At 69.0% G+C, this 14,721-nt stretch carries 15 protein-coding genes; 11 read left to right on the forward strand and 4 right to left on the reverse strand.

Annotated elements, in window-relative coordinates; translation table 11 throughout:
- Window positions 1–19 precede the first annotated feature (19 nt).
- On the reverse strand, window positions 20–1,594 hold the full coding sequence (locus METUNV1_RS13615) for a transglycosylase SLT domain-containing protein (RefSeq protein WP_008062761.1): 1,575 nt from the start codon (window positions 1,592–1,594) through the stop codon (window positions 20–22).
- A 224-nt stretch (window positions 1,595–1,818) separates the two neighbouring features.
- Here METUNV1_RS13615 and METUNV1_RS13620 point away from each other — a divergent pair, with 224 nt between their 5' ends.
- Window positions 1,819–2,769, forward strand: coding sequence for a GGDEF domain-containing response regulator (locus METUNV1_RS13620; protein WP_008062762.1), 951 nt, complete (start codon window positions 1,819–1,821; stop codon window positions 2,767–2,769).
- Between the two features lie 21 nt (window positions 2,770–2,790).
- On the opposite strand, the gene gloB is transcribed toward METUNV1_RS13620, so the two are convergent.
- Entirely contained in the window at window positions 2,791–3,552 is a 762-nt protein-coding gene (gloB, locus tag METUNV1_RS13625; RefSeq protein WP_008062763.1) for a hydroxyacylglutathione hydrolase, read from the reverse strand.
- A 77-nt stretch (window positions 3,553–3,629) separates the two neighbouring features.
- On the opposite strand from gloB, the gene METUNV1_RS13630 reads away from it, so the two are divergent.
- The 8 genes from METUNV1_RS13630 (at window position 3,630) to moaE (ending at window position 9,456) form a co-directional block, all read left to right on the forward strand.
- Complete coding sequence (locus tag METUNV1_RS13630; RefSeq protein WP_008062764.1) at window positions 3,630–4,367, forward strand: class I SAM-dependent methyltransferase; 738 nt, start codon at window positions 3,630–3,632, stop codon at window positions 4,365–4,367.
- 35 nt (window positions 4,368–4,402) lie between these two features.
- Entirely contained in the window at window positions 4,403–4,837 is a 435-nt protein-coding gene (rnhA, locus tag METUNV1_RS13635) for a ribonuclease HI (protein ID WP_008062765.1), read from the forward strand.
- A gap of 109 nt (window positions 4,838–4,946) precedes the next feature.
- Complete coding sequence (dnaQ, locus tag METUNV1_RS13640; protein WP_008062766.1) at window positions 4,947–5,666, forward strand: DNA polymerase III subunit epsilon; 720 nt, start codon at window positions 4,947–4,949, stop codon at window positions 5,664–5,666.
- A 127-nt stretch (window positions 5,667–5,793) separates the two neighbouring features.
- On the forward strand, window positions 5,794–6,831 hold the full coding sequence (locus tag METUNV1_RS13645; protein ID WP_008062767.1) for an isocitrate/isopropylmalate family dehydrogenase: 1,038 nt from the start codon (window positions 5,794–5,796) through the stop codon (window positions 6,829–6,831).
- Between the two features lie 158 nt (window positions 6,832–6,989).
- Window positions 6,990–7,496, forward strand: coding sequence for a molybdopterin-guanine dinucleotide biosynthesis protein B (mobB, locus tag METUNV1_RS13650; protein ID WP_008062768.1), 507 nt, complete (start codon window positions 6,990–6,992; stop codon window positions 7,494–7,496).
- Entirely contained in the window at window positions 7,493–8,710 is a 1,218-nt protein-coding gene (locus tag METUNV1_RS13655; protein ID WP_008062769.1) for a molybdopterin molybdotransferase MoeA, read from the forward strand. The genes mobB and METUNV1_RS13655 overlap by 4 nt, the downstream gene beginning before the upstream one ends.
- A 5-nt stretch (window positions 8,711–8,715) precedes the next feature.
- Window positions 8,716–8,970, forward strand: a complete 255-nt coding sequence (gene moaD / locus METUNV1_RS13660) for a molybdopterin converting factor subunit 1 (RefSeq protein ID WP_008062770.1) — start codon at window positions 8,716–8,718, stop codon at window positions 8,968–8,970.
- Window positions 8,971–8,997: 27 nt separating this feature from the next.
- Window positions 8,998–9,456, forward strand: coding sequence for a molybdopterin synthase catalytic subunit MoaE (gene moaE, locus METUNV1_RS13665; RefSeq protein WP_081471366.1), 459 nt, complete (start codon window positions 8,998–9,000; stop codon window positions 9,454–9,456).
- A 4-nt stretch (window positions 9,457–9,460) separates the two neighbouring features.
- Here the strand turns inward: moaE and METUNV1_RS13670 are convergent, their stop codons facing one another.
- A complete protein-coding gene (locus METUNV1_RS13670; RefSeq protein WP_008062774.1) occupies window positions 9,461–11,578 on the reverse strand; it encodes a 4Fe-4S binding protein in 2,118 nt (705 codons plus the stop codon).
- 151 nt (window positions 11,579–11,729) lie between these two features.
- Between METUNV1_RS13670 and METUNV1_RS13675 the strand changes: the two genes are divergently transcribed.
- On the forward strand, window positions 11,730–12,557 hold the full coding sequence (locus METUNV1_RS13675) for a tetratricopeptide repeat protein (RefSeq protein WP_008062775.1): 828 nt from the start codon (window positions 11,730–11,732) through the stop codon (window positions 12,555–12,557).
- Window positions 12,558–12,566: 9 nt separating this feature from the next.
- Here METUNV1_RS13675 and METUNV1_RS13680 read toward each other — a convergent pair whose 3' ends face one another.
- Complete coding sequence (locus METUNV1_RS13680) at window positions 12,567–13,196, reverse strand: LuxR C-terminal-related transcriptional regulator (protein WP_008062777.1); 630 nt, start codon at window positions 13,194–13,196, stop codon at window positions 12,567–12,569.
- A gap of 179 nt (window positions 13,197–13,375) precedes the next feature.
- On the opposite strand from METUNV1_RS13680, the gene METUNV1_RS13685 reads away from it, so the two are divergent.
- Complete coding sequence (locus METUNV1_RS13685; RefSeq protein ID WP_008062779.1) at window positions 13,376–14,716, forward strand: hypothetical protein; 1,341 nt, start codon at window positions 13,376–13,378, stop codon at window positions 14,714–14,716.
- Window positions 14,717–14,721 lie beyond the last annotated feature (5 nt).

Here is a 14,721-nt window from a genome sequence, read left to right on the forward strand (position 1 = left end):
ACCCGTGCGTGCCTGAACCTTACTTCGCGGTCTTTTTCGGCGCCGGCTTGGCGACCGGTTTCTTCACCGGTGCGGCGGTCTTCTTCGCGGGCACCGCACCCTGCTTCTTCGTGACCGGGGCCGCACTCTTGCGCGGGGCGGCCGGCTTGGCCACCTGCTTGCCGGATGCCGCCTTGCCGCTCACCGCGGGTGTCGGCGCAAGCGGCACGGTCACCCAGCGGCCGTTGCGCTTCACCCGGCGGGTCTGCACCTTGTCCGCCGACAGCCGGGGCGCTTCCTCGACGCTGAGCCCGGTTTCCGGCGACAGCTCCGTGCCTTCTTCCGGCACCAGCAGCGTGCTGCCCGGACCCACCTTGACCGTGGGTGACAGGCCGTTGAAGCGGCGCAGACGCCATTCGCTGACACCGAAGCGCCGGACCACCGACGCCATCGTTTCCTTCGGCCCCAGCGTGTAGGTGCGCCAGGCCGAGCCGCTGGGCGCGCTGGTGTCGCGGCTTTCCAGATTCGACATGAAGGTGTCGACCGCGTGCGCCGGCAGCACCAGCTGGGCGCCGCCCTCGCCGGTGCGGATGACCGGCCGCTTGTGCTGCGGATTGAGCGCCTTGATCTCGGCCACCGGCACGTCGGCCAGCCGCGCGGCGGTGGCGAGATCCATGGTCGGCGCTTCTGCCACCAGCGCGAAATACGGCTTGTTGGCCACTGGGTCCAGCTCGATGCCGAACAGTTCGGGCTGCGCGATGATGTTCTTCAGCGCCTGCAGCTTGGGCACGTAGTGGCGGGTTTCCGCCGGCATGTTGAGCGAGGCGTAGTCGGTGGGCAGGCCGGCCGCCTGATTGCGCATCACCGCGCGGCCGACCGCGCCCTCGCCCCAGTTGTAGGAGGCCAGCGCCAGATGCCAGTCGCCGTGCATTTCGTAGATTTTCTGCAGATATTCCAGCGCGGCGGCGGTGGAGGCGACGATGTCGCGACGGTCGTCACGCTGGGCGTTCTGTTCGAGCCCGTACAGCTTGCCGGTCGACGGAATGAACTGCCACAGGCCGGAGGCCTTGGCTACCGACAGCGCTTCCGGGTTGTAGGCGCTTTCCACCATGGGCAGCAGCGCCAGTTCGGTCGGCAGGCCGCGCTTCTCGATCTCCTCGACGATGTGGAACATGTAGCGCCGGCCGCGCTCGGTGATGCGGCGGAAGTAGTCCGGGCGGTTCAGGTACCAGGCCTGATGCTCGGCCACCAGCGGGTGGTTCAGGTCGGCCATGCCGAAACCCTTGCGGATGCGCTCCCACAGGTCGTCCGGCGGCACCGTCAGATCGACCGGCTTGACCGCGTCGGTCGCGCCATCGACCACCTCGGTGGCCTTGGGAAAGGGGATGGGTTCGGCACTGCCCGGCTTGATGCCCGGCGTGGTGCGGGCGGCCCCGTCCGCGGGTCGACGGGCTGCAGGGCGTTCGCCCGAACGGGCACCCGGACTGGCCGATGCACCCGGCGGCGGGTCGGCTCTGTCCTCGGTCACCACGCCGGTGGCGGCACAGCCAGCCAGCGTGGCGGCCGCAAGCACGATCAGCGAGCGGCGCAGCAGGGATGCGATGAAAGACGGCATTGTGGCGCAGAAGCCAAACCCCGAATGCTAGCCAGCCTGACGGTGCAGCGTCAAACCGGGGTGCGGGCAGGGGACGGCAGGTAAAGTGCATGACGGTGCATCGACCCCGCTGCCGGCCATCGGTTTCAGGCGCCGTGAAGACAGGGGCGAGCGGGCCCGCTGCACTGCCGCTTGCCGTTGGCGTAGGCAGCGTTATGATGGCGGGCAAAAAAACGGGTGTTCACATGAAAGCGCTGGTCATCGAGGACTCTCAGACGGGGCTTGCGGTCGTCAGCCAGCATCTGGAGCGCATGGGCATACAGCCGATCGCCGCCACCGACGGGGAGAGCGGCGTGGCGCTTTTCCGTGAGCACAACCCGGACATCGTGCTGCTCGACGTGGTGCTGCCGGGCATGGACGGTTACGAAGTCGCCCGCCGCATCCGCGCCATCGAACAGTCCGGCGAATGGACGCCCATCATCTTCCTGACCGCCCGCACCGCCGACACGGATCTGGTGCAGGGCATCACCGCCGGCGGCGACGACTACCTGTTCAAGCCGATCAGCGAAGTGGTGCTGGCCGCCAAAGTGCGCGCCATGCAGCGCATCCTGCAGATGCGCTACTCGTTGGTGGTGCTGACCCGCAAGCTCGACGCGGCCAACCAGGAGCTGACCCGTCTGACCTCTCTGGACGGCCTGACCGGGCTGTCCAACCGACGTCATTTCGACGAAACCCTGATGCGGGAGTGGCGTCGTGCCGCGCGCTACAAGCGGCCGCTGGCGCTGGCGCTGATCGACGTCGATCACTTCAAGCTGTTCAACGACACCTACGGTCACCTGGCCGGCGACGAGTGCCTGAAGTCGGTGGCCAACGCGCTGCAGGCGGTGTCGCGCCGCCCGAGCGATCTGGTGGCGCGCTACGGCGGCGAGGAATTCGCGCTGGTATTGCCGGAAACCGATCTCGCCGGTGCGCGCAACGTGGCCGAAGGCGTGTGTGACTCGATCCGTGCGCTGCAGCTGCCGCACGGTGCGTCGCCCAGCGGCGTGGTCACCATCAGCGTCGGCGTGGCCAGCCTGACGCCGGGTACCGGCGGCCCGCAGAACCTGATCGCCGAAGCTGATCTGGCGCTGTACGACGCCAAGTCCGGCGGCCGAGACCGGGTCGGCTTCCGCCAGCCGGAAACCGTGGCCGGCTGAAGCGCCGGCCGTCCCGGCCGGTCAGAAATCGTTTTTCCACGCCCGCAGGGCCGCGAACACCTCGACCGGTGTGTTCAGCGGCCGGCCAGCGTGCGCCTGGGCGGCCCTGATCACCTCCGGTTCGCGTACCCGCAGGAAGGGATTGGTGGCCAGTTCGTCGGCCAGCGCGCTCGGCACCGTCGGTTCGCCGGCCGCGCGCTGACGGGCCACCCGGCGGGTGCGGGCGAGCAGCGCCTGGTTGTCCGGTTCCACCGCCAGCGCGAAGCGCAGGTTGGCTTCGGTGTATTCGTGGGCGCAGTACACCCGGGTGTGCAGCGGCAGCGAGGCCAGCCGCGACAGCGCATGCCACATCTGTTCCGGCGTGCCCTCGAACAGCCGGCCGCAGCCGCCCGCGAACAGCGTGTCGCCGCAGAACAGCCGGTCGCGGGCGACATAGGCGATGTGACTGCGGGTGTGGCCCGGCACTTCGAGTACCGCGAACGGCGCATCCAGCCAGGGCAGGGCGATGCGGTCGCCCTCGCGCACCACCTGGTCGATGTGCTCGATGCGTCCGTCGTCCGGCCCGTACACGCGGGCCCCGGTCAGTCGTTTCAGTTCGCCCACGCCGCCGGTGTGATCGGCGTGATGGTGGGTGATCAGGATGGTGTCCAGGCGCAGCGAATGTTTGTCGAGAGCGGCGCGAACCGGGGCGGCATCGCCCGGATCGACCACCAGCGCCCGGTCACCTGCGGCGGCGAGCCAAAGATAGTTGTCGCCAAATGCGGGGATCGGATATATCTTCATCCGCCCGATTCTGGCGGCTGGGCCTCGCGTTGACAATGCGCCCCGCCGTTTTTCCCCCGTCGCGATCCGCCCCGCCCATGTCGATTCCCGGTCTGCACGAATGGTTGGACACCCCGCAGGGACAGTACGTCCAGCGCTGGGAACAGGCATGTGTGGACCAGATCGTGGCCGACGTGTTCGGCTATAACGCGGTGCAGATAGGCCTGCTGGAGCACGATTACCTGCGCGCCAACCGGATGCCGTACAAGCTGTACTGCGAGGACGCGAAGCCGGGTCCGGTGCGTGCGCTGATCTGCGATCCGGTGCAGCTGCCGCTGGCCTCGACCAGCGTCGATCTGGTCGTGCTGCCGCACGTGCTCGAATTCGCCAGCGATCCGCACGCGGTGCTGCGCGAGGTGGAGCGGGTGCTGGTGCCGGAGGGTCAGGTGCTGGTGACCGGTTTCAACCCGTTCAGCCTGTGGGGAGCCCGGCGGCGCCTGCGCGAGCGCGATCCCTTCCCGTGGAACGGCGACTGGCTGTCGGTGCCGCGGCTGCGCGACTGGTTCAAGCTGCTCAGCCTGGACACCCAGGCCGGCTGTTTCGGCTGCTACCGGCCGCCGGTGCGCAGCGACACCTGGCTGTCGCGCTGGCAGTTCATCGAGGTCGCCGGCGAGCGCTGGTGGCCCTTTCTCGGCGGCGCCTACGTGCTGCAGGGAATCAAGCGCGTGCGCGGCATGCGGCTCATCATGCCGGCCTGGCGCGACCGCCGGGCCGCGGCGCGTGCGCTGGCCGCGGTCAGTCCGCGCGCGCAGAAAGACAGGTCGACCGGCCAGTGAGCCGGCGACCGCACTGAACCCTTCCGGAGATCCTTTTGGACGAAGTCATCATCTATACCGACGGCGCCTGCAGCGGCAACCCGGGCCCCGGCGGCTGGGGCGCGCTGCTGCAGAGCGGTACGCACGAGAAGGAAATGTCCGGCGGCGAACCCTCGACCACCAACAACCGGATGGAACTGATGGCGGTGATCGAGGCACTCAATGCGCTGAAGAAGCCGGTGCGCGCGGTGGTCTACACCGACTCGCAGTACGTGCAGAAAGGCATCAGCGAGTGGATACACGGCTGGAAGCGCAAGGGCTGGAAGACCGCCGGCGGCGATCCGGTCAAGAACGTCGATCTGTGGAAGGCGCTGGACGCGGCCGCCGGCGTGCATCAGGTCGAATGGAAGTGGGTGAAGGGCCACGCCGGCCACCCGGAGAACGAACGCGTGGACCGGCTGGCCCGCGAAGCGATTCCGACCCGCCGTTGACCGCTGTCAGCGAACCGCAAGGCGCCGCCGGTACAATGCGGCCCGCCTCATCCGCAAGCACCCCGCGCCCGGCGCCGCCCGGCGCGACATTTTCAGCGCCCGCACCGACATGACCCGTCAGATCATCCTCGATACCGAAACCACCGGCCTGGAATGGCAGAACGGCGACCGGCTGATCGAAATCGGCTGCGTCGAACTGGTCGGGCGCAAGCGCACCGGCCGTCAGCTGCACCTGTACTGCAATCCGGAGCGCGAAGTGCCCGAGGGCGCGGTGGCGGTGCACGGCATCACCACAGAATTCCTGGCCGACAAGCCGAAATTCCGCGACGTGGTCGACCAGATCGTCGATTTCGTCCGCGACGCGGAACTGGTCATCCACAACGCGGCCTTCGACACCGGCTTCATCGACAACGAACTGAACATCGTCGGCCGGCCGCCGCTGCGCGAAATCTGCGTGTGGCCTGCGATCGACACGGTGCGCATGGCGCGCGACATGTTCCCGGGCAAGCGCGCCAACCTCGACGCACTGTGCGAGCGTTTCGGCATCGAGAACTCGCACCGCGAATTCCACGGCGCGCTGCTCGATGCGGAACTGCTGGTCGAGGTCTATCTGGCGATGACGCGCGGCCAGGAAAGCCTGATCATCGATCTCGAACCCGAGCCCTCGGCGGTGCGTGCCGCCGCCGCAGCGCGCCCGCGCGGTGCATTGCGCCGGGTGCAGGCAAGCGAGGCCGAGATCGCCGAACACCAGAAGCTGCTGGCCGAGATCGACAAGGCCAGCGGCGGCGCCACCGTGTGGCGCAAGCTCGAACCGGCCGCGGCCGGATGAATACAGGGGCGACCGGCCGTCCCCGAGCCGAGGCAGGTTTCTTGCTTCGGCGGCCGGACATTTCCGGATGCGTCGCCGACCCGGCGGCGTGGTCCGGTAGTGCTGACAACCCGACAGGAGACCCCGCATGAGCGCGCAGAAAATTCCCGCCACACTGATCCCCGGAGACGGTATCGGACCGGAAATCATGGAGGCCGCGCTGGCGGCCCTGGAGGCGGTGGGGGCGCCGTTCGAGTGGGAAGAGATGCCGGCCGGCATGGGCGCGCTGAAGAGCGAAGGCGATCCGCTGCCGGGCAAGACGCTGGACAGCATCCGCCGCACCCGGCTGGCGCTGAAGGGCCCGCTGGAAACCCCGGTCGGCGGCGGCTTCCGCTCGATCAACGTGCGCCTGCGCGAGGAATTCAAGCTGTACGCCAACATCCGTCCGGCGCGCACGCTGATTCCGGGTGGCCGCTACGACAACATCGACCTCATCGTCTGCCGCGAGAACCTCGAAGGCCTGTACATGGGCTACGAGCACTTCATCCCGATCGAGGGTGACCCGCACGCGGTCGCCATGTCGACCGGCGTGAACACCCGCCAGGGCGCGCGCCACATTCTGGAATACGCCTTCGACCACGCGATCGCGCTCGGCCGCAAGAAGGTGACCGTGGTGCACAAGGCCAACATCATGAAGGCGCTGACCGGCATCTTCCTGGAAACCGCCGAACAGATGTTCGAGGAGCGCTACAAGGGCAAGATCCAGTTCGAACAGGTCATCGTCGATGCATGCTGCATGAAGCTGGTGATGAACCCCTGGCAGTTCGACGTGCTGGTCACCACCAATCTGTTCGGCGACATCCTGTCCGATCTGACCGCCGGTCTGGTCGGCGGTCTGGGCATGGCGCCCGGTTCCAACATCGGTGCCGACGCGGCCATCTTCGAAGCGGTGCATGGCTCGGCGCCGGACATCGCCGGCCGCGGCATCGCCAACCCGACCGCACTGGTGCTGGCGGCCGCGCTGATGCTGGATCACGTGAAGCAGCAGGACAAGGGCGACCGCATCCGCCAGGCGGTCAGCGACACGCTGAACGTGGACAACGTGCGCACCGGCGACCTGGGCGGCAAGGCCAGCACCCGCGAGTACACCGAGGCGCTGGTCGCCCGCATCCGCAACAACGGCTGAGCGGACTGCGCCCCGTCCGGCACACCGGGCGGGGCGGTCAGCGCCGGACGCGATCGCGTCCGGCGGCGTCCGGCATCCGTACGCGGCACGGCCGCGGTCTGGGCGATAATCGTCCACCTCGTCGTCCACTTCGTCGCTCTTCCCGCGCGCCCCTCTCCATGAAAGTCTTCGGATTTGCCGGCTACAGCGGCTCCGGAAAGACCACGCTGATCGAGCAGCTCATTCCGCGCTTCGTGCTGGACGGGCTCACCGTGTCGCTGATCAAGCATGCCCATGCCGGATTCGACATCGACCGGCCGGGCAAGGATTCGCATCGCCTGCGTGAAGCCGGCTGCACCGAAGTCATGCTGGTGTCGAACAACCGCTGGGTGCTCATGCACGAACTGCGCGGCCGGCCGGAACCAACGCTGGACGAGCAGATCGCGGCGATGGGCGACTGCGACCTGCTGCTGGTCGAGGGCTACAAGGCTTCGCCGATTCCGAAGCTCGAAATTCACCGGCCGTCCTACGGCCGTCCGCTGATGCATCCGGACAATCCGCACATCGTGGCGGTGGCGACCGACGAGCCGATGGAACTTCCATTGCCGCGGCTGGACCTGAACGACGTGGACGGCATCGCCGACTTCATCCTCCGACATCAGGGGTTTCGAGGAACGATCCGATGAACGAAATGCTTACGCTGGACGCTGCGCTGGAGCGTCTGCTCGCCGCCGCGCGCCCGATCACCGATACCGACACCGTGCCCACGGCCGCCGCCAGCGGGCGGGTGCTGGCGGCCGACCAGCGCTCGACGCTCACCGTGCCGCCGCACGACAACTCCAGCATGGACGGCTACGCGGTCCGTCTGGCTGACCTGACCGCGCCCGGCGACTGCCTGCCGGTGAGCCAGCGCATTCCGGCCGGCCATGTCGGCGCGCCGCTGGCCGCCGGCACCTGTGCCCGCATTTTCACCGGTGCGCCGGTGCCCGAGGGCGCCGATGCCATCGTGATGCAGGAGTCGACCCACGCCTCCGATACCGGCGTGCGCTTCGACGAGATTCCGAAGCCGGGCGCCTGGATACGCCGCGCCGGCGAGGACATCCGCGCCGGCGAAGTGGTGCTGGCGGCAGGCACCCGGCTGCGCGCGCAGGAAGTGGGGCTGGCCGCGACCATCGGGCTGGCCGAACTGCCGGTGGTGCGCCGGCCGCGGGTGGCGCTGTTCTCGACCGGCGACGAGCTGGTGATGCCGGGCGAGCCGCTGCCGCCGGGCGGCATCTACAACTCCAACCGCTACACGCTGCGCGCGCTGTGCGAAACGCTGGGCTGCGAAGTGCTGGATCTGGGCATCGTGCCCGACCGTCTGGACGCCACCCGCGCCGCGCTGCGCGAAGCGGCGGCGAACTGTGACCTCATCCTGACCAGCGGCGGCGTCGGGGTCGGCGAAGAGGACCACATCAAGCCGGCCCTGCATGCCGAAGGCGGTCTGGACAGCTGGAAGATCGCGATGAAGCCGGGCAAGCCGCTGGCGCACGGTCATGTGCGCCGGGGCGAGGGCGATCACGCCGACTTCATCGGCCTGCCCGGCAATCCGGTGTCCAGCTTCGTCACCTTCCTGCTGCTGGTGCGACCCTTCATCCTGCGTCGCATGGGCGTGAGCGACGTGACGCCACAGCCGTTCGCGGTGCGTGCCGACTTCGACTGGCCGAAGCCGGACCGCCGGCGCGAATTCCTGCGCGTGCGCCGCAATGCCGCAGGCGGACTGGACCTGTTCCCGAACCAGAGTTCGGGCGTGCTCACCTCCACCGTGTGGGGCAGCGGTCTGGCCGACATCGCCGCCGGCCAGCCGGTGAAGCAGGGCGATGCCGTACCCTTCCTGTCCTTTGAATCCCTGCTTTACTGAACATCATGAAGATCAAGGTGCTGTACTTCGCCGCGCTGCGCGAGGCGCTGGGTTCATCCGGTGAAACCCTGGAACTGCCCGCGGGCGTGACCACGCTGGCCGGCGTGCGTGCGCTGATCGCCAACCGCGGCGGCGACTGGGACAGGCTGGCGCAGATGAAGAACCTGCGCGCGGCGGTGAACCAGCGCATGGCCGAGCCGGACACCGCGATCGCCGATGGCGACGAGGTGGCCTTCTTCCCGCCGGTCACCGGCGGCTGAGCCGGCACTGAGGAGAAAAGCATGAGCGTGAGCGTGAGCGTGCAGCAGGCCGACTTCGACATCGGCGCCGAGATCGACGCGCTGCTGGCCGGCCGGACCGACGTCGGTGCTGTGGCCACCTTCACCGGTCTGGTGCGCGACATCAACGACGGCTCCGGCGTGCATGCGATGACGCTGGAGCACTACCCCGGCATGACCGAGGCGGCGCTGGAGGACATCGTCGCGCAGGCGAAGGCGCGCTGGGACATCCTGGCGGTGCGGGTGATCCATCGCGTCGGCACGCTGCAGCCGGCCGACCGCATCGTGCTGGTCATCGTCGCCGGCAGCCACCGCGGCGAAGCATTCTCCGCCTGCGAATTCATCATGGATTACCTGAAGACCCGCGCGCCGTTCTGGAAGCGGGAGGACACGCCGGACGGCAGCCGCTGGGTGGATGCGCGCGATTCCGATGACAGCGCCGCGCAGCGCTGGATGCAGCAGGGCTGAGCGTTCAGGGCCGCGCGTCAGCCGCGCGCACCGGAACCGGGAAGGGCGCCACCGTGCGCCCTTTTTTCATGTACAGCAGCACCGGCGCGCAGCGCTGCGGGTCGGCGTGGATGCCGACGCAGTCCAGACACTGGAAGCAGTCGTCGTAGCGGATGGCGCCGCTGCGCTCGATCGCGTCGTACTGGCAGCGGTGACGGCAGGTCTGGCAGGGCTGGCCGCATTCGGCGCGGCGGGTGAGCCAGTCCAGCCGCCGCAGCTTGCCGCCCAGCGTCATTGCGGCACCCAGCGGGCACAGGAAGCGGCAGAAGAACTTGTAGCTGAAGGCGCCGGTCGCGAGCAGGCCGACCGCCCAGGCGACATAGGGCCATGAGCGGTCGAAGCCGACGGTGATGGCGGTCTTGAACGGCTCGACCTCGACCATGCTTTCCGCCAGCCGCGGCGCCAGTGCGGCCGACAGCACCAGTGCGGCCAGCAGTGCGTAGCGGCCGCGGTCGAGCACGCGCGCCACGCCGCGGGGCAGGCGCATCTGCGGCACGCGCAGCTTCTGCGCCGCGAGCGCGACGAATTCCTGCAGCGCGCCGAAGGGGCAGAGCCAGCCGCAGAAGGTGCCGCGGCCCCAGACGAAGAAGCTCACGACGGTGAAGGCGATGATGAGCAGCGATACCGGGTCGTACAGGAAGCTCGCCAGATTCTGGCCGGCGGTCAGCGTCTTGATCGCGCCGGTGATCTGCACGATGGACAGCTGGCCCTGGGCATACCAGCCGATGAACACCAGCGTGAAGGCGAGGAAGACGTTGCGGAACAGAGCCAGCCGGCGGGCGTCGCGAGCGACCCAGTCCGGCCGGGCCAGCACCGCGGACAGCAGCGTCAGCGCAAGACCGATGGCCAGCAGATCCGGCCAGCGGCCGGCCCAGGCGACCAGCCACTCCGGCGGCGGCTCCGGCGGATAGACGAACAGCGCCGCCTCCGGCCGGTAGTCCAGCGTCACCGTCTGGTGGGTGATGCGCGGCAGCATCATGCCCTTGGCGCGGGTGAGCGTGAGCGTGAACTGCATCGGTCGCGCCGGGTCCAGCCCGGCCTGCGCATAGACGCGGAACACGCCGGACGCGTTGAACGCCGGTGCGCCGTCCGGCGCCGGGTGCTCGAACACCAGATCGCGCATTTCCACCGGCAGTCCGCTCTGGGTCAGCGACAGCGCCGGCGGCGGCGTGCCCGGCACGAACTGGTCGTCGATCAGCGCCACCCGGCCGGCGGTGGCCAGCCACAGCGCGTGCTGGCCGTCTTCCAGCTTCTTCATCAGGTCGCCGTAGCGCGCATCGCCGAGCACCGCGCGTCCGACAGTGGGTGCGTTCAGGTAGCCGACGTAGAGATCGACCAGCGTGCCGCCCGGCTCGGCCAGCGCCCCCTCGTCTGCGCCTTCGCCATCGGTGCCGGCGAACAGCTTTTCCGCCTGCGCGTGAGTGACCCGAAGATGGCCGATCAGCCCGCGTTTCAGCAGCGTGGCGAAATCGAGTCTTTCGTACAGGTCAGCGCGCGCGCGGGCGGTCGGTCCGCGCGCGCCGGGATCAGCGAAGCCCAGCTTGGCGCGCGCCACCGCCAGACCGGCGGCGAGTACCGTCTGGTTCACGATGCGCACCGAGGCGGTGGCCTTGGTCACGCCATCGAGTACCACCCGTGTTTCGCTGCCGCCGGCGCGCGTGTTGCCGTAGGCAGACGACACGGTGATTTCCTGTTTCAGGCTTTTTCCGGCGTACTGCTGCACGAACTCGCGCAGTGGCGCCTCGCCCAGTCCGCTCAGGAACACCGGCTCGTGCTGGCGCAGCACTTCGACATCGATGAAGCCGCCCTTGCGGTCGATGGCGACCAGCAGATTCATCGGCGTGCCTTCGAAGCCGGGAATGGGTGCGAGGTCGATCGATTCGAACACATAGCCGACCGGGCCGGCTTCCGGTTCCAGTTCGCTGGTGATCGGCCACACCGGCAGATCATCGAGTTGCGGCTGCACATGCAGCGGGGGCTGGAAGCGGCGCTGCAGTGCATCCAGCGTCAGCTCGCCCGCCTGCGCACAGGCGCAGAGCAGGAGCAGCAGAAGGGCGAACAGACGGCGGATCGGGGGCGGCATGAGGGCGTTCCGGCGGGCCTTCGAAGTGGCTGCAGATGCTAAACGCGGCGATGCCGGGCGGACGCATGGAAATTGCCCGAAACCGGCGCCCGCGTCCGGCGGTCGGTGCGCGTACAGTGCGCGTCCGCCGCATGTTTTCCGGAGTGTTCCGATGTCCCTGATTCCGTCCGCGCTGCCCTCCCTGCTTGCCGTGGTCGCGCTCGGCCTGCCGTTCGCGGCGCTTGCCGTCACCGACGAAGACATCGCCGAGGCGGTGCAGAAGCCGTCGTGGGGCCTGTACAAGGGTTACGCCGAATTCAAGATGGCGCATTACGCCGACGCCAAGCGCATCTGGAGCGCGCTGGCCGAGCGCGGCAACGGCGAGGCCTGGTTCAACCTCGGCATCCTTGCCGAAGACGGGCTTGGCGAGCCGCGGGACGCGCACGCCGCGCGCCGGCTGTACGAGAACGGTGCCGAAGCCGGCAGCCGCAACGCGGCGCTGCGGCTGGGGCTGCTGCTGCAGGGCGGCAAGCTCGGCCAGCGCGATCTCGACGGTGCGCGGCGCTGGCTGAAGGTCGCGGCGGACAAGGGCGACGCCGAAGCGGCGACCCATCTGGCCGCTCTGGATGACCCGCAGGGCGGTGGTAGCGTGCGCGATCGCGAACTGGCCGAAGCTCGCCGTTTCGAGGCCGAAGGCCGGCACGCCGATGCGGCCGCGATGTACCGCAAGCTGGCTGATTTCGGCGATGTGCGCGGGGTCACCCGTCTGGCCTGGGCGTATGAGGCCGGGCGTGGCGTGGAGCGCAATCTGGCCGAAGCCGCCCGGCTGTTCCGGGTGGCGGCGGAGCAGGGCGACGCGGAAGCGCAGTACGCGCTGTCGGTGATGCTGGACACCGGCGCAGGTCAGGTCCGCAACGGCGATGAGGCGCTGCGCTGGCTGCGTGCGTCCGCCGGCCAGAACTACCCGCCGGCGATACAGGCGCTGCAGGCGCGCAACTGAGCCCCTGCGTCAAACCAGGCCGAGATCGCGTGCGATCAGCGCGGCCTCGGCGCGCGACGACACATTGAGCTTCCGGTACAGCTCCTTCACGTAGCCGGCCACCGTGTGCTGCGAAATGCCCAACAGGCGTGCGGTTTCCGCCTGGGTGAGGCCTTTCGAGATCAGCCTCAGCACTTCGGTTTCGCGTTCGGTGAGGTCGGGGCCGGGCGCCGACGGCGCCGGCTGGAAAAAGGCCAGCATGCGGCGCGCGATGGCCGGCGACAGCGGCGGCTGGCCGGCGGCGATGCCGGTCAGCGCCTGCACGATGCCGGCCACCGGCTGGTCCTTCAGCAGATAGCCCCGGGCGCCGGCGCGCAGCGCCGGAAAGATGTGGCCATCGTCGTCGTAGATGCTGGCCACGATGCACAGCGTGGCCGGCGAACGCCGCTGTATCTGTTCGATCAGCGTGATCCCGCTGCCGTCCGGCAGTCCGAGATCGATGAGCGCGATGTCGGGCGCCGGCCCGGCGGCCAGCTTGTGCGCGGCTTCGGCCAGCGAATAGGCGCTGTCGATGGCGATGCCCGGAAAGCTCTGTTCGAGCGCATCGCGCAGCCATGCTTGCGATTCCGGCAGATCTTCGAGGATGAATCCGGTCTTCATCGGGGACGGCGGGGCCTGCGCCCCGGCTGTTGCAGTGCCCGGACATCATAACGCCGGGTCGCCGCCGCGCACCCCCGTGATCGCGGGGGCTGGCAAGCCGCCCCGCTTCAAGGACAATGCGCGGGTCAGGGCGGCCGCGCGGGCCGCATCCTCCAACAACAAACACAACGGAAAGCCCGATGCAGCCGCCGCCGATCGAGCGACCTTCGTCCGTGCGCATCGCGCGCGCGCAGCGCCCGCACCTGCGTGGCCGTCTGCTGACCCTTCTGGCTTCGGGCCTGCTGTCCGGCGCCGCCGCTGCCGCCCCGCCCGCAACGGTATCCGACGCCGCCTCCGCGGCTTTGCCCGATCCCGCAGCCGGCCTGCAGGACAGCCGGCTGCACGCGCTCGACACCATGGCTCCGCGGGGGCGCTGGGCGGCGCGGCTGGAGATGCGCAGCAACGGCTACGACCTGTGGTTCGACGACCGTGGCCGCATGCGCGGCCTGGGCGGCGAATTCGACCGGGTGGACCTCAACGCCGGCATCTTTCCGGCGCTGGCGCTGCTCGGGCCGGGCGCCACGCTCGGCACCACCCGGCTGCGCTCGCGGGTGAATATCGATTTCACCGCGCTCACCATGGGCTACGGCATCAGCGATGACCTGACCGTGGGTTTCATCCTGCCGTACTCGCACATCCACACCGGGGTCGGTTTCGCGATGAGCGGCGGCAATGTCGGCTTCAACCCGGCCTTCAATGCCGGGCTGCCGATCGGGCCCGGCAATTTCCCGTTCGCGCCGGTCGGCGGGCCGGTGGCGCCGATGGGCAGTGCCGGCGTGCAGCGCCTGCTGACCGACCCGGCTTTCGGCTACCGCTACAAGCCGGTGGGCAGCGTGGCCACCAGCGGCATCGGCGACCCGACCTTCGGCTTCCTGTGGCGGCTGTACAAGGGCACGCACGACAGCGCGGTGCTCGGTCTGGGCGTTCACGCGGGCTGGGCGCGCGACGACGACCCGGACGACCTGTTCGACGTGCAGGCCAGCGACGGCAGCACTGACCTTGAGGCGCGGCTGGAGTATTTCCGCGCCCTCGGCGCCGGCTGGGATCTGCGGCTGTTCGCCCGTCACCGCGAACAGACCGCGGACCGGGTGACCCGCCGGATTCCACGACCGGGCGAAATCCTGGCACCGTTCTCGACCCGCGAACGGGTCGAGCGCGACCTTGGCGACTACCGCGAATACGACATCGAACTGGGCCACAGCATCGGCGCCTGGCGCGGCTCGCTGACCTGGCATCTGTACGAGAAGAGCGGCGACCACTACCGCTCGTCGCGCGGTACCGACGTGTCGGCGCTGGAGGCGAACACCCATATCCGCGCCGACCAGTGGCGCGCCGGCCTGTCCTGGAGCGGCGTGGGTGCCTTCCTGCGCGGCGCGCTGCCACTGCCGGTGGTGGTGAAGCTGGAAATGCAGGACACCTATGGCGGACGCAACTTTCCCAAAGTGCGTGACGTGTATGTGCAGGTGACCAGCTTCTTCTGAGTGCG

Origin of the sequence: Methyloversatilis universalis FAM5, assembly GCF_000214035.2 — a bacterium.
Classification (GTDB): domain Bacteria; phylum Pseudomonadota; class Gammaproteobacteria; order Burkholderiales; family Rhodocyclaceae; genus Methyloversatilis; species Methyloversatilis universalis.